This window comes from Sphingopyxis sp. YR583, assembly GCF_900108295.1.
Classification (GTDB): Bacteria; Pseudomonadota; Alphaproteobacteria; order Sphingomonadales; family Sphingomonadaceae; genus Sphingopyxis.
Genome location: NZ_FNWK01000001.1, coordinates 45,869 through 67,888, shown reverse-complemented (window position 1 = coordinate 67,888; position 22,020 = coordinate 45,869). Strand labels below are relative to the sequence as shown.

18 protein-coding genes are annotated in these 22,020 nt (G+C 63.4%); 15 read left to right on the top strand and 3 right to left on the bottom strand.

Going from position 1 to position 22,020, the window contains the following annotated elements; translation table 11 throughout:
• Positions 1 to 36: 36 nt before the first annotated feature.
• Positions 37 to 786 (bottom strand): helix-turn-helix transcriptional regulator, encoded by a 750-nt coding sequence (locus BLW56_RS00320; RefSeq protein ID WP_093508709.1) that lies wholly within the window; start codon positions 784 to 786, stop codon positions 37 to 39.
• A gap of 148 nt (positions 787 to 934) precedes the next feature.
• On the opposite strand from BLW56_RS00320, the gene BLW56_RS00315 reads away from it, so the two are divergent.
• Entirely contained in the window at positions 935 to 3,373 is a 2,439-nt protein-coding gene (locus BLW56_RS00315) for a TonB-dependent receptor (protein WP_256203235.1), read from the top strand.
• A 14-nt stretch (positions 3,374 to 3,387) separates the two neighbouring features.
• Positions 3,388 to 4,287 carry an oxygenase MpaB family protein gene (locus BLW56_RS00310; RefSeq protein ID WP_256203234.1) on the top strand — a complete coding sequence of 300 codons (900 nt, stop codon included), beginning with the start codon at positions 3,388 to 3,390 and terminating at the stop codon, positions 4,285 to 4,287.
• Here BLW56_RS00310 and BLW56_RS00305 read toward each other — a convergent pair.
• Both BLW56_RS00305 and BLW56_RS00300 read right to left on the bottom strand, forming a co-directional pair.
• A complete protein-coding gene (locus BLW56_RS00305) occupies positions 4,284 to 5,978 on the bottom strand; it encodes an N-acyl-D-amino-acid deacylase family protein (protein ID WP_093508706.1) in 1,695 nt (564 codons plus the stop codon). The two genes, BLW56_RS00310 and BLW56_RS00305, sit on opposite strands and share 4 nt — an antisense overlap.
• 23 nt (positions 5,979 to 6,001) lie before the next feature.
• Positions 6,002 to 6,625 (bottom strand): helix-turn-helix domain-containing protein, encoded by a 624-nt coding sequence (locus BLW56_RS00300; protein ID WP_093510702.1) that lies wholly within the window; start codon positions 6,623 to 6,625, stop codon positions 6,002 to 6,004.
• 142 nt (positions 6,626 to 6,767) lie between these two features.
• On the opposite strand from BLW56_RS00300, the gene BLW56_RS00295 reads away from it, so the two are divergent.
• The 13 genes from BLW56_RS00295 to BLW56_RS00235 all read left to right on the top strand — a co-directional run bounded on the left by BLW56_RS00295 (position 6,768) and on the right by BLW56_RS00235 (position 22,017).
• Positions 6,768 to 8,747, top strand: a complete 1,980-nt coding sequence (locus BLW56_RS00295) for a serine hydrolase domain-containing protein (RefSeq protein WP_093510701.1) — start codon at positions 6,768 to 6,770, stop codon at positions 8,745 to 8,747.
• Positions 8,747 to 9,751 (top strand): dipeptide epimerase, encoded by a 1,005-nt coding sequence (locus tag BLW56_RS00290; RefSeq protein WP_256203233.1) that lies wholly within the window; start codon positions 8,747 to 8,749, stop codon positions 9,749 to 9,751. Before BLW56_RS00295 ends, BLW56_RS00290 begins: the two co-directional genes overlap by 1 nt.
• A 250-nt stretch (positions 9,752 to 10,001) precedes the next feature.
• Positions 10,002 to 12,164 (top strand): TonB-dependent receptor, encoded by a 2,163-nt coding sequence (locus BLW56_RS00285; protein ID WP_256203232.1) that lies wholly within the window; start codon positions 10,002 to 10,004, stop codon positions 12,162 to 12,164.
• Positions 12,165 to 12,184: 20 nt separating this feature from the next.
• Positions 12,185 to 13,225 carry a DUF1611 domain-containing protein gene (locus tag BLW56_RS00280; RefSeq protein ID WP_093508704.1) on the top strand — a complete coding sequence of 347 codons (1,041 nt, stop codon included), beginning with the start codon at positions 12,185 to 12,187 and terminating at the stop codon, positions 13,223 to 13,225.
• Positions 13,222 to 14,361 carry a YkvI family membrane protein gene (locus BLW56_RS00275; protein ID WP_093508703.1) on the top strand — a complete coding sequence of 380 codons (1,140 nt, stop codon included), beginning with the start codon at positions 13,222 to 13,224 and terminating at the stop codon, positions 14,359 to 14,361. The genes BLW56_RS00280 and BLW56_RS00275 overlap by 4 nt, the downstream gene beginning before the upstream one ends.
• Positions 14,358 to 15,929 carry a serine hydrolase gene (locus BLW56_RS00270; RefSeq protein WP_093508702.1) on the top strand — a complete coding sequence of 524 codons (1,572 nt, stop codon included), beginning with the start codon at positions 14,358 to 14,360 and terminating at the stop codon, positions 15,927 to 15,929. The genes BLW56_RS00275 and BLW56_RS00270 overlap by 4 nt, the downstream gene beginning before the upstream one ends.
• Positions 15,926 to 17,113: a dipeptidase gene (locus BLW56_RS00265; protein WP_093508701.1), complete on the top strand. Its 1,188-nt coding sequence runs from the start codon at positions 15,926 to 15,928 to the stop codon at positions 17,111 to 17,113. The genes BLW56_RS00270 and BLW56_RS00265 overlap by 4 nt, the downstream gene beginning before the upstream one ends.
• A gap of 377 nt (positions 17,114 to 17,490) precedes the next feature.
• Positions 17,491 to 18,249 (top strand): SDR family oxidoreductase, encoded by a 759-nt coding sequence (locus BLW56_RS00260; protein ID WP_093508700.1) that lies wholly within the window; start codon positions 17,491 to 17,493, stop codon positions 18,247 to 18,249.
• Positions 18,250 to 18,276: 27 nt separating this feature from the next.
• Positions 18,277 to 18,702: a hypothetical protein gene (locus BLW56_RS00255; RefSeq protein WP_177175739.1), complete on the top strand. Its 426-nt coding sequence runs from the start codon at positions 18,277 to 18,279 to the stop codon at positions 18,700 to 18,702.
• 28 nt (positions 18,703 to 18,730) lie between these two features.
• Positions 18,731 to 19,189, top strand: coding sequence for a carboxymuconolactone decarboxylase family protein (locus BLW56_RS00250; protein WP_093508698.1), 459 nt, complete (start codon positions 18,731 to 18,733; stop codon positions 19,187 to 19,189).
• Between the two features lie 107 nt (positions 19,190 to 19,296).
• The gene (locus BLW56_RS00245) at positions 19,297 to 19,881 is read left to right on the top strand and encodes a glutathione binding-like protein (RefSeq protein ID WP_093508697.1); all 585 of its coding nucleotides are present in this window, start codon (positions 19,297 to 19,299) and stop codon (positions 19,879 to 19,881) included.
• A gap of 80 nt (positions 19,882 to 19,961) precedes the next feature.
• On the top strand, positions 19,962 to 21,185 hold the full coding sequence (locus tag BLW56_RS00240) for a bifunctional alpha/beta hydrolase/OsmC family protein (RefSeq protein WP_093508696.1): 1,224 nt from the start codon (positions 19,962 to 19,964) through the stop codon (positions 21,183 to 21,185).
• Positions 21,186 to 21,267: 82 nt separating this feature from the next.
• The gene (locus BLW56_RS00235) at positions 21,268 to 22,017 is read left to right on the top strand and encodes an SDR family oxidoreductase (protein ID WP_093508695.1); all 750 of its coding nucleotides are present in this window, start codon (positions 21,268 to 21,270) and stop codon (positions 22,015 to 22,017) included.
• The last annotated feature ends 3 nt before the right edge of the window (positions 22,018 to 22,020 follow it).

Here is a 22,020-nt window from a genome sequence, read left to right as displayed (position 1 = left end):
GGCCTTGTGCGATGACCGGCCAAGCTGGCACCTGCGTCAGGCCGCGCGCGCGCCGACGAAACCGAGCCCTGCTGCGATCTGGATCGACTGCGCCCGGCCGGTTGCGCCGAGCTTGCCGGCGGCGTTGCGCAAGTGGAAACGCACCGTCGATACCGACAGCGACAGGATGATCCCGATTTCGCCATCGGTCTTGCCCGCTGCCGCCCAGCGCAGGCACTGCACCTCGCGCCGCGTGAGCGTTTGCGGCACGGTGGCGTTGCGCGGCCGTCCGCGTGCTTCGTTGTGCGTCGCGATCAGTTTCACCGCGAGATTGTGCAGATGCCCCGCCTGCGCGGCGAAAATTGCCTCGACCCCGATGGGTTCGCGCGAACACCAGAAGACCGCACCGACCAGCCCGCGTGGCAGATGCACCGGCGCGATGATTGCCTCGCCGAAATTGGGAGTGTTCCGCGCCTGTGAGCAATCGACTTCGTCGAGCAAATGGGTCGCGCGCCAGGTGCCGAGGCGCCCGTCGCTGTAATAGAAGGGCTCTGCGACGAGACGCGCCGCGGTCAGGAAGGCCAGTTGCAGCGCCAGCTTGCGATCGCGCCAATAGGCGTAGCTCGGGTCGACCCAGTGAAAGCTGGTCTCGGCATAGGGGCGACCTTCCTCGTCGCTCATCGGTTCGGGATCGCCAAGGTCGGCCTGCGCCGCGACATAGGGGAGACCGATCGCATCGCCGGCTGCTTGCACAGCCGCGATCAGCGCGGGCATTTCTGCCCAGCATTCGGCCCTCTGATCGGTCACGCGTCTGTCCCTCCGCTATCCTGACACAGGTGTCAGCTTGTTCGACCGGCCGCAATCCTTTGTTCTGTCACGGTCCGGTTTCGCACGACGCTCGCACAAAGACGGGCCCGGCGACAAGGTGTTTGAGGGAGGATGAGTGATGAAGGCAATGCGTATTTTCCTGGCCGCGGGTTCGGCGATGGGCATCGCGCTGGCGGCGCCGGCGTTCGCTGCCGAGGAAGCGCCGGCCGATACGGTTGCAAGCGAAGGCGACATCATCGTCACCGCGCAACGCCGAGCCGAATCGATGAACGACGTCGGCATGGCGATCCAGGCGGTCGACGGCGCGACGCTGGAAAATCTGCGCGTCACCGATATGCGCGACCTGACCACGGTCGCGCCGAGCTTCACCGTTTCGCAAAGCTATCAGGGCGTGCCGACCTACACGCTGCGCGGGATCGGCTTCAACACGATCAACCTGTCGTCGACCTCGACCGTCGGGACTTATGTCGACGAAGTCGCTTATGCCTATCCGATCATGAACACCGGTCCGGTGATGGACCTGGAGCGCGTCGAGGTGCTCAAGGGGCCGCAGGGCACGCTCTATGGCCGCAACACGACCGCGGGCCTGATCAACTTCATCACCGCGAAGCCGACCGACAGCTTCGAAGGCAGCATCAAGGCCGATCTCGGCAATTACCAGACGTACAACATCGGCGGCCATATTTCCGGGCCGCTCGGCGAAGGCATCGCAGCGCGCATCGCCTTCCGCAGCGAGAATAGCGACAAGGGCTGGCAGGTCAGCAACACGCGGGACGAACGGCTCGGTGAGGTCGAGAAGCTCGGTATCCGCGGTTCGCTCGCGATCGATCCGGCGCCGGGCACGCATTTCGATCTGTCGGTCACCTGGTGGCGCAACAAGTCGGACACGGTCGCGGGGCAGGGGATCGGTTTCACCCCCGCGACCAACCCCACGACGGGCACGAGCAATTCGCGCTTTTTCAACGCGCCGGGGCTTGCCACTTATCTGGCGAACAATTTTCCGACCAAGGCGAGCCAGGCCGACTGGGCGCCCGAAGCATCGCGCTCGGCCGATATCGGGACGGGGCTCGGTCTCGACGGGCCCCTCGCCGAAGACAATCGCTTTTGGGGGCTGAAGCTGCGCTGGGATCAGGACCTGGGCGAAACGATGAAGCTCGTCTCGCTCACCAGCTATAATGATTTCAAGCGCAACGCGCTCTCCGACTGGAGCGGCGCGCCGTTCGAAATCCTGCTCCAGAACACGGTCGGGCGGATCAAGAGCTTTGCGCAGGAATTGCATGTCGAAGGCGCAAGCGGTGCGGTAAACTGGCTGGTCGGCGCCTATTACGCCAACGACCGGATCATCGATTCGAACCGCACGCTGCTCGGCCAGAACGCCAATGTCGGACTGATCCGCGGGGCGGGCGTTCCATTGCTTGCGACCCCGTTCAATTCGGGTGGCTACACCGCGCTCCAGCTTTCGCAGGCGTTCCGTACCTATGAAGATTTCGGGCGCATCCGCACGAAGACGTGGAGCATTTTCGGCAATGCTGACGCCGAGTTGACCGACCAGCTCAAACTGACCGTCGGCCTGCGCTACACCGAGGACAAGCAGCGCTACAATGGCTGCTCGCGCGACTTCAACGGCAACATGCTGCCGAACGTCAACGTCGTGAACCGCGCGCTCTATTTCCAGACCTATGGCGTTCTCGCGCCGCAGATTTCGCAGGGACAGTGCAACACCTTCGACCCCGTCACGGGCACCTTTGGCGAAGTCCAGTCGCTGCTGAAAGAAGACAATCTCGCCTGGCGCGTCGCGCTCGACTGGTCACCCAACGACGATACCCTGCTTTATGCCTCGGTATCGCGCGGCTATAAATCGGGCACGACGCCGATCAATGCCGCGAACCTCGCGCGCCAGAACGCGCCGGTGAAGCAGGAAAAGCTGACCGCCTATGAAATCGGCGTGAAGGCGACGCTCGCCGACCGTGCGGTGCAGGCCAATCTCTCGGCCTTTTATTACGACTATCGCGACAAGCAGATCAGCACCTATTTCGCCGATCCGATCTACACGGCACTGTCACGCCTCGACAATGTTCCCGACAGCGAGGCTTATGGCGTCGAAGGCGAGCTGACGATCCGCCCGGCGACGGGCCTCACGATCGCCGCTAATGCGCTCTATCTGAAGACACGGATCAACGATTACGACGGCACCAACGCCGCAGGGCAGCCCGAGAATTTCGATGGCGCCGAATTTATCTACAGCCCGAAGTTCCAGGGCAGCGTGACAATCGCCTATGACACGCCCGTCACCGACACCGTCAACCTGACGGGCGCAGTCAGCGCGCGCTATCAGAGCAAGTCGAACACGATTTTTGAGGATATCGATCTCTATAAGGTCGATGCCTATGGTACGGTCAACGCGAGCCTTGGTCTGAAGGACGAGAGCGGCTGGTCGGTGTCGCTGTGGGCGAAGAACCTGTTCGACAAATATTATTGGTCGGCGGTCGCGAGCAACGCCAATGTTGTCGTGCGTTTCGCCAACCAGCCGCGAACCTGGGGCCTGACCGTGGGTTATGATTTCTAGAGGAGCAAGGCCGCGTGGCGCGACTGGCGATGCAGAATGAATATCTGGGGACGGCGATCGATTTCGCCGCGCCCCGCGGGGAACCCGCGCTGCTCGCGCCCGACAGCGTCCAGTGGCGTATCTACAAGAACCCGATCGCGCTCGGCATCGGCGGCATCGCTGCGGTGCTGCTCGAATTTGCCGAGCCGCGAATCCGGTCGGGGGTGTGGGACCATTCGACGTATAAGGCGGACCCGATCGGGCGCTCGCGCCGCACCGGGCTGGTCGCGATGCTGGCCTGCTATGGCCCCGCCAGTACGGCAAAGGAGGTCATCGGACAGGTCAACCGGATGCACGGCAAGGTGAAGGGCGAAACCCCCGGCGGCACCCGATATCGTGCGATGGATCCGGTGCTGCTGGATTGGGTTGCGGCAACCGCCTCCTATGGCTTTCTGATGGCCTATGATCGTTTCGTCCGCCCGCTGAGCGATGCCGACAAGGATCGCTTCATGGCCGATGGCGACGCGATAGGCCGCGAGTTCGGTGCGCGGCATACGCCGTCCACCGTCGATGCCTTCATGGCGATGATGGACGATCTCGAACCGCACTTCGAGCCGCACCCGATCATCTTCGAATTTCTCGATATTATCCAGTCGGGTCGCGCCGCGCCCGGCGTCCCGCGCTTCCTCCACCGCGCGATCGCGCGTGCTTCGGTCTCGCTGCTTCCGGGGCATATCCGCCGCAAGCTCGAGCTTGGCCCGCGCTATGATCTGACGCGGCTCGACCGCACGGCGTTGCGTATCGCCGGCCGGCTTGCCGACCGCCATGTCGACCGCGCGGCACCGCATTGTCAGGCGAGCATCCGGCTCGGTCTGCCGCACGATTTCCTGTTCAGGTCACCCGCCGAGCAGCGGCGGTTGCTCGCCGCTGCCTAGGAGCAGCGGTTCCAGCCCGCACCGCGCACGGCGCGCCCGGGCGTCGCGCCGCTATGTTCGCCGTTCCGCAACACGCCGACGCCGTTGACGAAGACGTCGCGCATGCCGACCGAATATTGGTGCGGCTTCTCGAAGGTCGAACGATCGCCGATCGTCGCGGGATCGAAAACCACGACGTCGGCATAATAGCCCGGTTTGAGCGCGCCGCGATCCTTGATGCCGAGATTGCTCGCGGGCAGGGTGGTGAGGCGGTAGACCGCCTGTTCGAGCGAAATCAGCTTCTCGTCGCGGACATAGCGACCGAGCAGGCGCGAGAAATTGCCATAGGTGCGCGGATGCGCACCCGATTTCAGGAAGACGCCCTCGGCCGCCTGCGACGCGGCATCGGACCCGAAGCTCATCCACGGGAGCTGGATCTGCTTGCGCACATTGTCCTCGGACATCAGGAAATAGACGGTGCCGACGCGCGACCCATCTTCGACGACGAGGTCCATCGCGGTTTCTTCGGGTGATTTGCCGCGCATCGCAGCAACCTCGGCAAGCGTCTTGCCGGTCAGCGGCTTCAGCGCGTCATTCTTGAACCCCGACAGGATCATCTTGTCGGCGCCCGCACCGAAATAGAGATTTTCCCAATTGTTGCCGGGCTGCTTCATCTCGGCGGCGACGCGCGCGCGGATCGCAGGATCTTTCAGCCGCTCGATCCATTTCTCGAGCCCGCCCGCCTGCACCCATGTCGGCATCGCGGCGTCGAGCCCCGTCGCGCCCGCGGTATAAGTGTACATGTCAGTCGTGATCTTCAGCCCTTCGGCGCGGGCATCCTCGATCTTTTTCACGATCGTGTCGAGCTTGCCCCAATTGCTGCGGCCCGCCATTTTGAGGTGGTAGATTTCGGCCGGTGCCCCCGATCGGCGGGAGATATCGATCAGCTCGTCGACGGCTTCCTCGATCCGGTCGCCTTCGGACCGCATATGGCTGATGTACATGCCGCCGCATTTCGCCGCTTCGCTCGTCAGCGCGACCAGCTCGTCGGTTTCGGCATAAGAGCCGGGCGCGTAGATGATCGAGCTGCCGACGCCCATGGCGCCGTCGTTCATCGCCTGTTTGACGAGCGTGCGCATCCGCGCAAGCTGTTCGGGGTCCGGATCGACGTCGCCTTCGCCCAGTTCATGGACGCGGACCGTCGCAGCGCCGACGAAGCTCGCGATATTGGTCGATACCCCGCGCTTTTCCAGCCAGTTGAAATAGTCGCCGAGGCTCGTCCATTCGATCGGATATTTGATGTCGCCCTGTCGTTCGGTCTCCAGCCGCTTCATCGTGGCGTTCATCGGACCCATCGACCAGCCTTCGCCCATCACCTCCAGCGTAACGCCCTGGCGGATGTCGCTCTGGCTTTTCGGGTCGGCGATCAGCGACTCGGTCGCCCAGCTCAGCATGTTGATGAACCCCGGCGCGACCGCCATGCCCTTTGCCGTAACCTCGGTCTTTGCCGTGCCGTCGACCTTGCCGACCGCAACGATGCGATCGTCCTTGATCGCGACGTCACCGACGACCGGCGCCTTGCCCGATCCGTCATAGATCGTCCCGCCACGGATGATCAGGTCATAGGCCGGTTTCGCGGCGACCGATGCCGGTAGCAGCATCGAACTGCAGAGCAGCATCAGGGAAGGGGCGAACGACCGACGCAATGCCATTGATTTCTCCGCAGATAAGGGGGTTAGCCGTGCAAGCTCATCAAGCTGTCCATCAGCCCGTCGTCGGCACTCGAGCAGACGCCGAGCACCAGCGCCTCCTCAAATCCGTCGGCGACGACATAGGCGTGACCCATCGAGGAATCGATATAGATGCCCTGACCAACCTCGAGCGTGACGGGGTCGTAAAATTCGCTGTGCACCTCGATCCGGCCTTCGAGGACATAGATGAACTCCTCGCCCTGATGATGGACGAGTTCGCCGAATTCGCGCGCGCTGTGCGCACGTATGCGCGTGATGATCGGGATCATCCGTTTTTGCCGCAAATCGGTGCACAGATAGTGATAGTCGTAATTGTCGGTCGTCACGCGCGCGGCGCGTTCGATCGTCCCGATGCTGCGCCGCCCCGTTACGCGCGGCGTCGTATCTTCCTCATCCTCGGCAAACAGATCGGACATGCGAAGGTTGAGTCGCTGGCTGAGCTGCTGCAACTTGTCATAGCTCAGCGTCAGCCGGTCATGTTCGACCTTCGAAAGCGTCGAGACCGGGATGCCCGATTTCGCGCTCATTTCCTTGAGTGTCCAGCCGTTGCGGGCACGAATGCCCTTCATCACTGTGCCGAGCGTCGGCGGCGTCGCCCCATCCGCCATCAGTTTTTCCATTCCATATTTGACAATTTTCCAATCAGGATCATTATGTCCCTATCGGGCCAATAGATGTTGGTCCCTTGGTAAGGGGTCGCGCGGCTTGCTGCAAGATGTGACAGGCCGCGATAATGAAAAGGGGAAAGCGATGCGTTTCATCCGAAAGGCGATGATCGGGCTGGCGGCTTTTGCCGCGCTGCCGCTGGCGGCGCAGGGGCCTGTGCCGGCACCCGCCGTGAAGAAAGCCGAAGCGGCTGCCGTTCCGGTGGCGAAAACCGCGGCGGCGCCAGTTGCGCTTGATGCCAAGGATCTTGAGGCCTGGCTCGACGGCTATCTGCCCTATGCGCTCGAACGCGCGCGCATCCCGGGTGCGGTCGTCGTTGTCGTGCGCGGCAACCAGGTCGTCCTCGAAAAGGGTTATGGCTTCTCCGACGTCGCCAAGCGCGCGCCGGTGCTGCCCGAAACCACGCTGTTCCGGCCGGGGTCGGTGTCGAAGCTGTTCACCTGGACCGCGGTGATGCAGCAGGTCGAGGCGGGCAAGATCGATCTCGACAAGGACGTGAACACCTATCTCGATTTCAAGATTCCGCCCTATCAGGGCAAGCCGATCACGATGCGCAACATCATGACGCACACCGCGGGTTTCCAGGAATCGGTTCGTTACCTGATCAGCAGCGATCCCAAGGCGGTGATGACGCTGAAAAAGCAGATGCCGCTCGCGTTGCCTGATCGCGTTTTCGCACCGGGTACGACGCCTGCTTACTCGAACTATGCCACCGCGCTCGCCGGCTATATCGTCGAGCGTGTCAGCGGCGAACCGTTCGACAATTATATCGAAAACCACATCTTCAAACCGCTGAACATGACGCATTCGTCGTTCCGCCAGCCGCTTCCCGCGGCTCTCGCGCCGCATATGTCGAAGGGCTATCCCGACGTCACGCAGAAGGCCAAGCCGTTCGAGATGGTGATCCCGGCGCCCGCCGGCAGCCTGTCGGCCAGCGGCGCCGACATGGGCAAATTCATGATCGCGCACCTCAACGACGGCGCGGGGCTGCTCAAGCCCGAAACTACGAAGCAGATGCATGATTTCAAGGCACCTGGCGTCGGTCCGCTCAACAGCATGGCGCTCGGTTTCTACGAACAATGGGTCAACGGCCACCGCGCGATCGCGCATGGCGGCGATACCGTCTGGTTCCATTCCTATCTGTGGCTGTTCCCTGACGCCGATATCGGCGTCTACATCTCGATGAACAGCGCCGGGAAACAGGGCGACGCCGGCGCGATCCGTAGCGCTTTGTTCCACAAATTCGCCGACCGCTACCTGCCGGGAACCGAAAAGCCCGGTCAGGTCGATGCGAAGACCGCCGCGCAGCACGCGCAGATGATGGTCGGCAACTACATCAGCAGTCGCGGCTCGTTCACCAACTTCATGAGCCTGTTCGGCCTGCTCGGCCAGACGACGATCTCGCTGACCGAAGATGGCAAGATCACGCTTCCTGCGCTCGACGGCCTTGGGGCCGGCGCGCGCGACTGGGTCGAGGTCGAGCCGTTCGTGTGGCGCGACACCGGCACCGGCGAACGCGTCGCGGCCGAAGTCAAGGACGGCCGCGTCGTGCGCTGGAGCGTCGACGGCGGTTCGCCCTTCATGGTGTTCGAACCCGCATCGTTCGGAGTGAACGCGGCATGGCTCAACCCGGCACTCGTCCTCGCCTTTGGTATCATCCTGCTCGCCGCGCTGGCGTGGCCGGTGCGCGCGCTGGTGCGCCGGAGCTTCAAGGCCGACTTCGCCCTCCAGGGCAAGTCGCTCCGCGCCTATCGCTTGTCGCGCGTCTTTGCATGGCTCGCGATCGGCGCGCTGGCCGGCTGGTTCGGCCTGATCGCGGCCTTCTCGGCCGATATCGGCAGCATCGGCGGTCCGCTCGACTGGCTGATCCAGCTGCTGCGTATCGTGACGCCGCTCGCCGCATTCGGCCTGCTGATCACGGCGAGCTGGCACCTGTGGCTCGGTATCAAGGACAAACGTCGCTGGACGATGAAGCTCGGCGCACTGCTGCTCGCGCTCGCCGGACTGCTGCTCGTCTGGGTAACGCTCGCCTTCCATCTCTATGGCTTCGGGATGGTCTATTGATGGCGACACAGGCCATGCGCGAACTGACGCTCGACCTTCGGGTCGAGCGTTTTCCCTATCATCAGCCGTTCCGTATTTCGGGGCATGTCTTCACCGAGACCGCGCTGCTCGTCGCCGAATTGTCGGACGGGACGCATGTCGGGCGCGGCGAGGGGGCTGGCGTCTATTATCTTGGCGACGACATCGGCCATATGCTGACCGAGGCGATGCGTGTTCGCGATGCTATCGAGGACGGCGCGACGCGTGACGACCTGCAACGGCTCCTTCCGCCGGGCGGTGCGCGCAATGCGCTCGACTGCGCCTTTTGGGATCTCGAGGCGAAGCAGGCGGGGCGCCCAGTCTGGGAGCTTGCCGGGCTGAGTCCGCCGAAGGCGCTCCGTTCGACGCTGACGCTCGGTGCCGACCGCGCGGAGACGATGGCAAAAGCCGCGCTCGCGATCGATCCGGAGGCGCCGGTCAAGGTCAAGCTGACGGGCGATCTTGCCGACGATATCGCGCGCGTCGTCGCGATCCGCACCGCGCGGCCGCATGCGTGGATTGGGGTCGATGCCAATCAGGGCTATGACGTCGAAACGCTCGCCGAGCTGCTCCCGGTGCTGGTCTCGACCCGCGTCGCACAGCTGGAACAGCCGTTGAAGCGTGGGCGCGAGGCCGATCTCGACGGGCTCAAACGTCCGTTGCCGTTCGTTGCCGACGAAAGCGCGCTGTCGCTCGCCGACACCGCCTCGCTCGTCGGGCGGTTCGACGTGGTGAATATCAAGCTCGATAAATGCGGCGGGCTGACCGAAGGGTTGGCAATCGCGCGGCAGGCGAAGAAGCTCGGCCTCGACGTCATGGTCGGCAACATGATGGGCACCAGCCTGTCGATGGCGCCGTCGTACCTTGTGGGGCAGCTTTGCGACATCGTCGACCTCGACGGGCCGACCTTCCTTGCGCGCGACCGCGATCCGGGGGTCAGCTATCGCGACGGCATGGTCCATTGCCCGCCCGAAATTTGGGGATAATGGCTGTTTGTCCCAAACGGGTTGACATTTTTCCGATTAGGACAATAGTTCGTGGAAGGGAATTTCGAGGTGGGGGCGGGGCGATCTTCGTGCTCAGCTGGGCCCGGCACGATCGTGGGGCGTTAGTCGAGCACGGGTCACCGAAAATCTCGAACGATAGCATAATGATAACATAGAGGCCGCGTTGCGGTTCAAGTCTGGGGATGAGACAATGAAACAGGGACTCTGTATTGCCGCAAGCTTGGTCGCCATGGCGGCCGCAATGCCCGCCCATGCCGAAGAGGCGATCGGTGACGAGCGCGACATCGTCGTGACTGCGCAAAAGCGCGAGCAGCGGCTGATCGATGTGCCGCAGTCCGTCAGCGTCGTGTCGGGGGAAGCGCTGGAGAACATCCAGGCGACCAGTTTCGCAGACTATCTGAAGCTTGTGCCCGGCCTGCAACTGAACCAGACCACGCCGGGTTTCGGCCGCCTTGTCCTGCGCGGTGTCAACACCGGCGGCGTTGCGTCGACGGTTGCGGTCTATCAGGATGAAACGACCTTCGGTTCGAGCAGCGGGCTTGTGAACGGGGCAATTCTGGCGGGCGATTTCGACACCTTCGACATCGAACGGATCGAGGTGCTGCGCGGGCCGCAGGGAACCATTTACGGTGCAAGCTCGATGGGCGGCGTCCTCAAATATGTGACACGCAAACCCGAAACCGGATCGTTCGAGGTTCGCGCGCGCGGGAGCGTCGAGGCCACCAAGGGCGGCGATGAATCCTATCTGGGCAGCGCGGTGGTCAACGTACCGCTAGGCGAGACGCTGGCGTTCCGCGCGTCGGGTTTCTACCGCGACTTCGGCGGCTTCATCGACTCGATCGGCACCGGCGGGTCGGACCTCGAATCGAACATCAACAGCTCGAAAAGCTACGGCGGCCGCGCGTCGGTGCTGTTCAAGCCGAGCGAGGGTTTTTCGATCCAGCTTGCCACCTATTTGCAGAACCTGAAGACCGACGCTTCGGGCAGCGTCGACAGCGATCCGTCGACCGGCCGGACGCTCTATGGCCGCCTGACGCAGTCGCAGTTCGTTCCCGAATTCACCGATGTGCGCTACCGCGTCTATAGCGGTATCGTCGATGCGGATCTCGGCTTTGCGAACCTCGTGTCGGCGACGAGTTACAGCACGCTTTCGCAATCGTTCCGCGGTGACCTGACGACGCAGTTCGGCGGATTGGTCGAGGCGGTGTTCGGGACGCCGAACGACTTCTTTCAGGGCCAGTTGACCCGCGTGAAGCGCTTCACACAGGAACTGCGCCTCCAGTCGCCTGAGAATGATAGCTTCGAATGGCTCGTCGGCGCCTATTATACCCGCGAAAAGGGCGTGATCGACCAGAGCTTCAATGCGGTGAACCCCGGCACGCTCACCCCGGTCGCGGGGCTCCCGCTGCTTGGGATCGCGACGATCAACTCGCGCTACCGCGAAATTGCCGGCTTCGCCAACGCGACGATCCACCTCGGCGAGCGTTTCGACCTGACCTTTGGTGGCCGGTACAGCGAGAATAAGCAATCGGCGATCCAGGTGTCCGACGGTGTGCTCGCCGGTGGGCCGAACACGCTGCCGCGGGCACGCTCGTCCGAGAATGTCTTTACCTTCTCGGTCGCTCCGCAGTTCGAGATCAGCGATCAGGCAACGATCTATGCCCGCGTCGCCAAGGGTTTCCGCCCCGGCGGCCCCAACGTGCTGGCGCCGGGGGCGCCGCCCGAACTCGGCACCTATGGCTCGGACTCGCTCATCAGCTATGAACTGGGCGTCAAGGCGGAGACGGTCGACCGCACATTCTCGATCGACATCGCGGCATTCCACATCGACTGGAAGGACATTCAGGTGTTCGGCCAGGTCAACAACTTCGGCGTCAATTTCAACGGCGGCAAGGCGAAGAGCGACGGGCTCGAGTTCACCACGGTGCTGCGGCCGACCGACGGGCTCAGCTTTTCGCTCAACGGCGCCTATACCAATGCCCGGCTGAAGGACGACACGCCGTCGCTGGTTGGCGGTTTGTCGGGCGATCGCCTGCCCTATACGCCCAAATATAGCATCGGGGCGAATGCCGATTATGAATGGGAACTTGGCGGCGACACCAAGGCCTATGTCGGTGCATCGGTGCGCAGCTTGTCGAAGCAGCCCGCGGGCTATGACCTGGCCTTCCGCACTGCCAATGGCCGCCAGCGCTACTTGCCATCCTATGAGATCGTCGATCTGCGCGCGGGCGTCGATTTCGGACCCTATTCGGTCGAACTTTATGCGAAGAACCTGACCGACAGTGAGGGTAAGACGTCGCTGGAAGCCCCGGCCAATATCCCGCTCGGCGCAGCTGGAACCGGTGTCATCCGTCCGCGGACGCTCGGCGTCACGTTGACCGCCGGTTTTTGACGGAACAGGAGTTGGACCAGATGAACGCGCCTATCGGCAGGCTGGAGGGTAGCCTGACCCTGCCGCAACCCTATCTGCTGTTCCTCGGCGATACGACCAATCCGGCCTATGCCAAGACCGCCTTCGGCCTCGCCGATTGGGCGGGAGATCGCTGCACGGGCGAATGGTCGATCGACGGCTGTGCGGTTTCGACCGGGCTGCCGCGCCTGTCGCCCGCCGAAGCGCGGGCAACGGGCGCGCGGTCGCTGGTGATCGGCGTCGCCAATCAGGGTGGGATCATCGGCGCGGCGTGGGTTGTGGTGCTGGTCGAGGCGATGGAGGCGGGGCTCGACATCGTCAGCGGGCTCCATACCAAGCTGACAAGCGTTCCAGCGCTCGTCGAAGCGGCGGCGCGCACGGGGCAGCGGTTGATCGACATCCGTACCCCGCCGCCCGCTATCCCTGTGGGAACCGGACGCAAGCGGAGCGGAAAGCGGGTGCTCACCGTGGGTACTGACTGCGCGCTCGGCAAGAAATATACCGCGCTCGCGTTGCACAGTGCGCTCGTGGCGCGCGGCCTCGATGCCGATTTTCGCGCGACCGGCCAGACGGGCATCATGATCGCGGGTGGCGGTATGCCTATGGATGCGGTGGTTTCGGATTTTGAAGCGGGGGCGGCGGAGATGCTGAGTCCCGATGCTCCGGACACGCACTGGGATGTGATCGAGGGGCAGGGATCGATCTTCAATCCGGCTTATGCGCCGGTGTCGCTTGGATTGCTCCATGGGAGCCAGCCCGACGTGTTCATCGTATGTCACGATCCGACGCGCAACGTGATCTTGGGCATGGAGAGCTTTGCGTTGCCTTCGGTCGAGGAGGTTATCGACATGACGATCCGCCTTGGCAGCCGGACCAATCCGGCGATCCGCTGTGGCGGCGTCAGCTTCAACACATCGAGCTATGACGCCGACGCGGCCGAAGCCCTGATGGCAGCCGAACGGCAGCGACTGGGCTTTCCCGTCGCCGATCCGATCCGCGGCGGCGCGGCGTTCGACGCGCTGGTCGAAAGCATTCTCGCGTGAGTGTGGGCGAGACGGGCAGCGGGTCGAGCTGGTTCCAGCGCTACCTGCTGCCCGGTTTTGCGCTGAAGGCCGTCATTATCGGTGGCGGCTATGCAACGGGGCGCGAGCTGGCGGAATATTTCGTGCCGTCGGGGCCATGGGGTGGGCTGTCGGCGATGCTGCTCGCGACGTTGATCTGGAGTGTCGTCGCGGCGCTGACCTTCGCGCTCGCAATCAAGCTCGGTGCTTATGATTATCGGAGCTTTTTCAAGGGGCTTCTTGGCCCCGCCTGGATCGCTTTCGAGGTCGCCTACATCATCTTCGTCGTCCTGATCCTCGCGGTGTTCGGCGCCGCGGCGGGCGCGATCGGCGCCGCGACCTTCGGTTGGCCCGAACTTGCCGGCGTGCTGTTGCTCGCCGTGTCGATCGTCGCGGTCACCGCATGGGGCACCGGTGTGGTCGAGCAGATGTTCAAATATGTCTCGATCCTGCTTTACGCGGTCTATGGGCTGTTCCTCGTCCTCGCGCTCGCCAGCTTCGGCGGGCTGATCGAGCAGGGGTTCGCGAATGCGCCGCCGCCGTCGGGAAACTGGATGGCGGGCGGCCTGACCTATGCCAGTTACAATATCGTCGGTGCGGTGGTGATCCTGCCCGTGCTGCGCCACCTACGGCACCAGCGCGATGCCGTCGTCGCCGGGCTGATCGCGGGGCCGCTGTCGATGCTGCCGGCGATCCTCTTCTTCGTCGCGATGATGGCCTTCTATCCCGCGATCGGCGACGAGACCTTGCCGTCCGACTTCCTGCTCCGCCAGATGACCGTGCCGGGTTTCCATGTCCTGTTCCAGGTAATGATCTTCGCCGCGCTGCTGGAAAGCGGCGCTGGGTCGGTCCATGCGATCAACGAGCGTATCTCGGGCGCGATCGAGAGCCGCGGGCGTCCCCCGCTCTCGACGGCCGCGCGCGCGATCATCGGTGCGGTGATCCTCACCGGCTGCATGTTCGTCGCGGGCGAGATCGGCCTCGTCGACCTGATCGCGAGCGGATACCGCTTCCTTGCCTGGCTGTTCCTCGGCGTGTTCGTCCTGCCGCTCATCACCATCGGAACCTGGCGCCTGCTGCGCCCGTCCACCGCTCCCCATATGGAGGCCCTGCCATGAAACGCCTGTTTGCCCTGTCGCTGATGCTGTCGGCCGCTGTGCCTGCATGGGCCGAGCCGCCCGCCGATATCGGCGAGAGCGTCGAGGCGCTCCGCAAGAAGGTTGGCGCCGCGGGCGTGTCGATTGCGATCGTCGAGGATGGCAAGACGACGCTCTCGCGCGGCTGGGGCGTGCGCAAGATCGGCGAGCGCGGGGCTGTCGATGAACAGACGATCTTCCAGACCGGATCTACGGGCAAGGCGATGACCGCCGCCGCGCTCGCGATCCTGGTGGACGAGGGCAAGATTGCGTGGGACGATCCCGTCATCAAGCATATGCCGTGGTTCCGCATGTATGACGCATGGGTCACGCGCGAAATCACGATCCGCGACCTGCTCGTCCACCGCAGCGGGCTGGGGCTTGGGCAGGGCGACCTGATGTTCGTGCCGCGCACGCACCTCACGCGCAAGCAGACCGCCGAACGCGTCGCGTTCCTCAAGCCCAAGACCAGTTTCCGGTCGGCCTATGCCTATGACAATATCCTTTATGCCGTTGCCGGCCAGCTGATCGAGGAAGTCACCGGGCAGACGTGGGAGGACTTCATCCGTGCGCGCGTCCTGCGCGCAGGCGGCATGAAGAATGCGACGAGCGACAGCGAAGACCGCTTCCGCATTCCCAACCGGTCGTGGCCGCACGCGCGCCTGTCGGGCGCGCTGCGCGGTCTCGGCCCGCAGGCGGCGCTCAACGAGCGCGACGAGCTTGGACGAAATGGCGCGCCCGCGGGCGGGCTCGCGCTCAGCGCCGACGACATGGCCGCTTGGCTCAAGATCCAGCTCGCGCACGGGGCGCTGCCGAACGGCAAGCGCCTGTTCAGCGAAAAGCAGGCGGCCGAAATGTGGGCGCCCGTCACGCCGATGCCGATCTCGCCGCTGCCCGAGCAGCTCAAGCCCGCGCAGCCGACACAGCAGGCCTATGCGCTCGGCTGGCAGGTACAGGATTATCGCGGCCACCGGATCATCTCGCATGGCGGCGGGGTTTTCGGTTCGATCACGCGCGTCGTGATGATCCCCGACAAGAATGTCGGCTTCGCGATCATGATGAACAGCGAGGACAGCGGCATGCTGCTGGGCCTCACCTACGACCTGCTCGACCATTATCTTGGGTCACCCGATTATGGCTGGATCCAGAAATGGGAGGATTGGTATCAGTCGCGGCTCGCGGGCGGCGTCGAGTATCTGAAACAGGCACAGGCCTCACCGGCAAAGAGCGGTCCCTCGCTCGCGCTGGCGGGCTATGCGGGCCGCTACCGCGATCCGTGGTATGGTGACATCGTGATCGGGCAGGCGTCCACTGGCCTGACGATCGATTTCACCTCGACGCCGCGGATGGCGGGGCGGCTCAAACATTGGCAATATGACAGCTTCGTCACCGATTTCGACGATCCGGCGATCGAGCCCGCCTATGTGACCTTCGCGCTCGACGCCGAGGGCAAGATCACCGGCGTGACGTTGAAGGCGGTGAGCAAGATCGCCGATTTCAGCTGGGATTATCAAGACCTCGACCTGAAGCCCGTGGAGGACAAGAAGTGAAGCGTTTTGCCATATTGCTGACCGCAACCGCGCTCACCGCCTGTTCGACCGGCGAGGACAAGCCGAAGGCAGCCGAGGCGCCGCTGCACAGCCGGATGCTCGTGCTCGATACGCATCTCGACACGCCGCTCCACTTCGAGCGCGCGGGCTGGAGCTTCGCCGATCGTCATGCGCTCGCCGACGATATGGCGCAGCTCGATATTCCGCGGATGAAGGACGGCAATCTCGATGGCGGCTTCTTCGCCATCTATACCGATCAGGGACCGCTGACGCCGAAGGGCTATGCAGACGCGCTCGCCTTCGCGCGCAAACGCTCGGACCTGATCGACAAAACCATCGCGGCGAATTCCGGCACGATCGCGCCCGCGCTGACCGCGGCCGACGCGCTGCGGCTGAACAAGGAAGGCAAGCTCATTGCCTTCAAGTCGATGGAGAACAGCTATCCGCTCGGCGAAGACCTGTCGCTGCTGCGGGAGTTCTACGACAAGGGCCTGCGCCTTGCCGGGCCTGTCCATTCGAAGGACAATCAGTTTGCCGACAGTGCGACGGGCGAGGGACGCTGGAAGGGGTTGAGCCCGCTCGGCAAGCAGTGGGTCGCCGAGATGAACCGCCTAGGCATCGTGATCGATGCGAGCCATTCGTCCGATGCCGCGTTCGACCAGATTCTCGCGCTGTCGAAATATCCGATCCTGCTCTCGCACTCGAGCCTGCGCTCGGCCTATGACCATCCGCGCAATCTCGACGAAGGCCGCTTGAAAGCGCTTGCGGCGAAGGGCGGGGCGATGTGCATCTCGACGATTTTCATGTCGGAAATGAACATGTCGCCGGCGCGCGCCGAACTGTTCGGAAAATATGAGCGTATCGGTCAGATCACGCCCGCCGAGCAGGCTGACCTCAACCGCCAGTGGCGCGAACTCGACAAGACCGAGAAGCTCTGGGCGGCCGATTTCGACGGCTATATGAAGATGGTGCTGCGCGCGATCGAGGTCGGCGGCGTCGACCACATCTGCTTCGGCGCCGACTGGGACGGCGGCGGCGGCTTGCCGGGGTTCGAGGATATTTCGGCGCTGCCCAAGGTCACCGAGCGGCTGAAGGCCGCGGGCTATTCGGACGCGGACATCGAAAAGATGTGGAGCGGCAATATCTTGCGTGTCCTTGCCGCACAAGGGAAGCCGACCGCATAAGCCAAAAAAGGGAGCCGGACAGGTAGGATGCTCGCCTGCCAATTCGTTGGCCGCAGGGAGAAAACGGAAAAATCCCTGCGTTCATCATCTCTGTCGCGTCCGATTAACACGGCTCCACAAGGTCATGGCATGTCCGATGCCTTCGGGCCGAAGCGCGCGGGGAGGGGACGTGCGCGCCCGTCTCGATGGGTGGATTAAAGCGGCGTGCATCTACCCCCGTAAGGTTCAAGATTTGACCGGCTGATTGTACCAACGGCGCCAGAAGGCCCGATGGTACAGTGGCTTTCGCACCTCTCAGGTCTCCAGCCATATGGCCCACCCGGCTATTCCCGATGCAACGGACGCAACCCGCGTCGTGCAGGGAAAGGGCAAGTGCCATGAAGATCGTCGTGATTGGCGGAACCGGATTGATCGGCTCGAAGGTCGTCAGCAAATTAAATGCTCTGGGACATCAGGCGGTCGCTGCCGCGCCGAACACCGGCGTCAACACGCTGACCGGCGAAGGGCTTGCCGAGGTATTGGAAGGAGCCGAGGTCGTCGTCGATCTCGCCAACTCGCCAACCTTCGATAATGCCGCGATCACCTTCTTCACGACCGCTGGTCAGAATGTCGCCGAGGCCGAGAAGGCAGCCGGTGTCGGGCATCATATCGCGCTGTCGGTGGTCGGCACCGAGAAAATGGGCGTCAGCCCCTATTTCCTCGCCAAGCAGGCGCAGGAAAAGCTGATCCGCGAAAGCGGCATCCCCTATACGATCATCCACGCGACTCAGTTTATGGAGTTCCTGCGCGGGATCGGCCAGTCGGCGGTCGTCGGCGACGAAGTTCATTTGTCGCACGCCTATATCCAGCCGATGGCGGCCGAGGATGTGGCCGACGCCGTGACGGCGGTCGCGCTCGCCGAGCCGGCCAACGCGACGGTCGAGATCGGCGGGCCCGAGAAATTCCACCTCGACGAGATCATCGGCAAAGTGATGGCGTTCGACGGCGACACGCGCCCGATCGTGGTCGACGCCGAGGCGCGCTATTTCGGCCTGCGGCTCGAGGATGACTCGCTGATCCCCGGCGCTGGTGCCAAGCTCGGCTCGACGCGCTTCGACTGGTGGCTGGAGAATGTCCCGCCGCCGCCGAAGAAATAATCATCCGCGATCCAAGGGGAGATCATCATGCTCAAGACGATTTGTATCTGGACGGCCATCATCCTTGGCATTGGTGCCGAAGCGAACGGGCTCTTCATGCTCTGGTCGCCCGGCGACTGGTATCTGGCCGTTCCGGGCGTCACGACGACGGGTCCGTTCAACCAGCATTTCATCCGCGATATCGGCCTGATCTTCCTGTTCGTCGGAACGTCGCTCCTTATTGGCGCCTTCCGTCCGCAATATCGCGTGTTGCTGTGGAGTGCGGCGACGCTCTGGCTTTGGGGCCATGCGCTGTTCCACTTCTGGGAAGTCGCGGTCGGCATCTGCGGCCCGGACGCCATCGCGCGCGATTTTCCGGCGGTCACCTTGCCCGCAATCCTGACGGCATTGCTGAGCATCTGGGCGATCGCCGATGCGCGGCAGGAGCGGACACGCGCCGCTTCCGCCTTGTAACCCTCTACGAAGACCAAGGAGAATGATAATGACTCCCCGTATGAATATCTTCCAGGCCGCGCCCGACGCGATGAAGGCCATGCTTGCCGTCGAGGCGACGTTCGAAACTTCGGGTATCGAGCACAGCCTGCTTGAGCTGGTGAAGCTGCGGGCATCGCAGATCAACGGCTGTGCCTTTTGCATCCATATGCACGTCACCGACGCGGTGAAGCATAGTGAAACCAATATGCGCATCCATCTGCTCGATGCCTGGCGCGAATCCCCGCTCTACACCGATCGCGAGCGCGCCGCGCTGAACTGGACGGAATCACTGACCGGCATCGCCGAGACGGGCGCGCCCGACGCGGATTACGAACTGCTGAAGGCGCATTTCGACGACAAGCAGATCGCCTATCTGACCGTTGCGATCGCCGCGATCAATTTCTGGAACACCGTCCAGATCAGCCTTCGCGCCGTTCATCCGGTTGAACAGGCCGCGGCGGCATAAGTCCCCGGGGTGCCGGACCTGCGACCCTGCCGTCCGGCACCGATCCCGGCTGCCGGGGCGCCGCCCTCCGGTGTCCCGGCAGATCCCCGTCCGTCAGGAGATGATCGATGAAGCTCTATTATTGCCCCTGGGCTTGCAGCCTTGCCGCCCATATCGCACTTTTTGAAGCGGGCGTCCCGTTCGAGAATGAGAGCGTCGATATTCGGACGAAAGTCACAGAAAGCGGCGCCGATTTCAACAGTGTGACGCGCAAGGGCTATGTCCCCGCGCTGCAGCTCGACAATGGCGAAGTCGTAACCGAGAATATTGCGGTTCTCGACTATCTCGCCGGCGTTTATCCGCAATTCGGCGTTGCGGGGCCGCTCGGCCGCACGCGGCTGGTCGAAGCGCTGGCCTATATTTCGACCGAACTGCACAAGAGTTTCAAGCCATATTGGCACAATGGAACCGACGAGCAGAAAACCGTCGCGAGCGCCTATATCCAGGCGCGGATGCGGCTCCTCGGCGACACGATCAAGGGTGATTATCTGTTCGGCGACCAGCCGACGGTCGCCGATTTCTATCTGTTCGTGAACACCCGCTGGGCCGAACGCTTTGGCATCGAAATTCCGCCTGCGATCGCCGCCATCCACGATCGGCTGAACGCACGTCCTGCCGTGCAGGCGACGCTGAAGGCCGAAGGGCTCGCCTGACTATCCAGCCATGCGTCTCTTGCCTCTTGGCATTTTGTGCTACGCTGCGCCGAGCAGGCCAGCAGTAACCGGAGTTCCCGATGCCGACGCGTCCCTTCGACTTCCATAATGCCGCCGGCGACCGTCTTTCAGGTCGCCTTGAGCTTCCTGTTGGCTCGACGAAGGCATGGGCGTTGTTCGCGCATTGCTTTACGTGCGGGAAGGATAACAAGGCCGCCGTCCGGATATCGCGCCGCTTGGCCGGTGCCGGTATCGGAGTCCTGCGTTTCGACTTTACCGGGCTGGGTGCGAGCGAGGGCGAATTCGGGGCGTCGGGTTTCAGTCACAATGTGCAGGATCTGATCGCTGCTGCCGGCGCGATGACGGATGAGGGTATGCCGCCGATGTTGCTGGTCGGGCACAGCCTAGGCGGAGCGGCGGTCATCGCGGCGATGGAATCGCTGCCCGGCATTCATGCCGTTGCAACGATCGCGGCGCCCTTCGACGTCGAACATGCCCTCCATCAGTTCGACCCGAAGGGGCTGGAGACGATCGAGCGAGAAGGTAGCGGCATCGTCGCGATCGGCAACCGGCCTTTCACCGTCCGCAAGGAGTTTGTCGCCAGCCTGCGCGAGCAGGATCAGGGCGCGCGGCTCGCAAAGCTGAAACGGCCCTTGCTGCTCCTCCATTCGCCGATCGATCAGGTGGTCGGGATCGAAAATGTCACCAGCATGTACCTTGCGGCCAGGCATCCGAAGAGCTTCGTCTCGCTCGACGGCGCCGACCATTTGCTGACAGATGCGCGCGACGCGGATTTTGCGGCCGACATGATCTCGACCTGGGCCGGACGCTATCTGCCCGCTATGCCGCCGACCGCCGGGAGTCAGTTCGATGCCGAGGCCGAGGAAACGCGGCTCGGCAAATTTCAGCTCGCGATGCGGGCAGGGAAGGCCGCCTTCATTGCTGACGAGCCTGAAAGCGTCGGCGGACTAGGGTCGGGGTCGACGCCCTTCAACCTGCTCTCCGCCGCACTCGCCGCCTGTACGACGATGACGCTACGCCTTTATGCCGACCGCAAGGGATGGCCGGTCGAACGCATCCGCACCGGCGTGACGCATCGAAAAGACAAGGGTTTCGACAAGCCCGACATCTTCAGCCGCCGCGTCGAGATCGAGGGGGCGATCGACGAGGCGCAGCACGCCGAACTGATCGGCGTCGCCGACCGTTGCCCCGTGCACCGGACTCTCGAGACGGGATCACGCTTCGAGGCGACCGAAGCGGGGTGGGCGGATGCCGTCCCGGCCGGAGACCAGGCACTCGCTTAGTCCAGGGCGATTGTCGCGTCTCGGTTCTGCCGCCCTTTGTGCCTTTGGCTTAGGTTTTCCGCACATATCGCGGAGGATTGCCATGAAAATCACCATCATCGGCGGAACCGGATTGATCGGCCGCCGCCTTGCCACCCGGCTGCGCGAAAGCGGGCATGAGGTCATTGCGGCCGCCCGGTCGACCGGCGTCAACACGATCAGCGGCGAGGGGCTGGCCGAAGCGCTCGAAGGCGCCGATGTTGTGGTGGACGCCTCAAACTCGGGCTATGGCGACGCTGCCGACATGCGGTCCTTCTTTGCGGCATCGAGCGATAATATATCGTCGGCTGCCCGTGCCGCCTCGGTCGGGCATCTCATCGCGCTGTCCGCGGTCGGTGCGGATACGCAGAAGGGCGGCTATTTCCGGGCCAAGCGCGATCAGGAAGAGCGGGTGTCGAACGCGGGCGTCCCGTTCACCATCGTCCGGTCGACGCCCTTTTTTGAATTCGTTTACAAGATTGTCGACGCAAGTGGGGACGGCGACCGGATGCCGCTTGCGCCCGTCACGATGCAGCCGATCGCCGCCGACGATGTCGTCGCGGCGCTGGCGGAGGTGGTCGCCGAAACGCCGGCGAATGACATTATCGAGATTGCCGGACCCGATATCTTTGGACTTGCCGAACTCGCGACCGGAATATTGACGGCTAACGAGGATATGCGATGGATTTCCGTCGATCCCGAAGCGCATTATTTCGGGGCGCGGTTCGATGGCGAGCCGCTTACCTGTACTCGTCCACGGCTTGCGCCGACGCGGTTCGACGACTGGCTGCGCGAATGGATTGCCTTCGCCTGAAGG

Coding starts and splice junctions, on each gene's coding strand:
- BLW56_RS00285 (WP_256203232.1), top strand. CDS start 10,002: ATGGCGGCCGCAATGCCCGCCCATGCCGAAGAGGCGATCGGTGACGAG.
- BLW56_RS00280 (WP_093508704.1), top strand. CDS start 12,185: ATGAACGCGCCTATCGGCAGGCTGGAGGGTAGCCTGACCCTGCCGCAA.
- BLW56_RS00270 (WP_093508702.1), top strand. CDS start 14,358: ATGAAACGCCTGTTTGCCCTGTCGCTGATGCTGTCGGCCGCTGTGCCT.
- BLW56_RS00240 (WP_093508696.1), top strand. CDS start 19,962: ATGCCGACGCGTCCCTTCGACTTCCATAATGCCGCCGGCGACCGTCTT.
- BLW56_RS00300 (WP_093510702.1), bottom strand. CDS start 6,625: ATGGCGGATGGGGCGACGCCGCCGACGCTCGGCACAGTGATGAAGGGC.
- BLW56_RS00250 (WP_093508698.1), top strand. CDS start 18,731: ATGACTCCCCGTATGAATATCTTCCAGGCCGCGCCCGACGCGATGAAG.
- BLW56_RS00255 (WP_177175739.1), top strand. CDS start 18,277: ATGCTCAAGACGATTTGTATCTGGACGGCCATCATCCTTGGCATTGGT.
- BLW56_RS00290 (WP_256203233.1), top strand. CDS start 8,747: ATGGCGACACAGGCCATGCGCGAACTGACGCTCGACCTTCGGGTCGAG.
- BLW56_RS00305 (WP_093508706.1), bottom strand. CDS start 5,978: ATGGCATTGCGTCGGTCGTTCGCCCCTTCCCTGATGCTGCTCTGCAGT.
- BLW56_RS00295 (WP_093510701.1), top strand. CDS start 6,768: ATGCGTTTCATCCGAAAGGCGATGATCGGGCTGGCGGCTTTTGCCGCG.
- BLW56_RS00315 (WP_256203235.1), top strand. CDS start 935: ATGCGTATTTTCCTGGCCGCGGGTTCGGCGATGGGCATCGCGCTGGCG.
- BLW56_RS00235 (WP_093508695.1), top strand. CDS start 21,268: ATGAAAATCACCATCATCGGCGGAACCGGATTGATCGGCCGCCGCCTT.
- BLW56_RS00260 (WP_093508700.1), top strand. CDS start 17,491: ATGAAGATCGTCGTGATTGGCGGAACCGGATTGATCGGCTCGAAGGTC.
- BLW56_RS00245 (WP_093508697.1), top strand. CDS start 19,297: ATGAAGCTCTATTATTGCCCCTGGGCTTGCAGCCTTGCCGCCCATATC.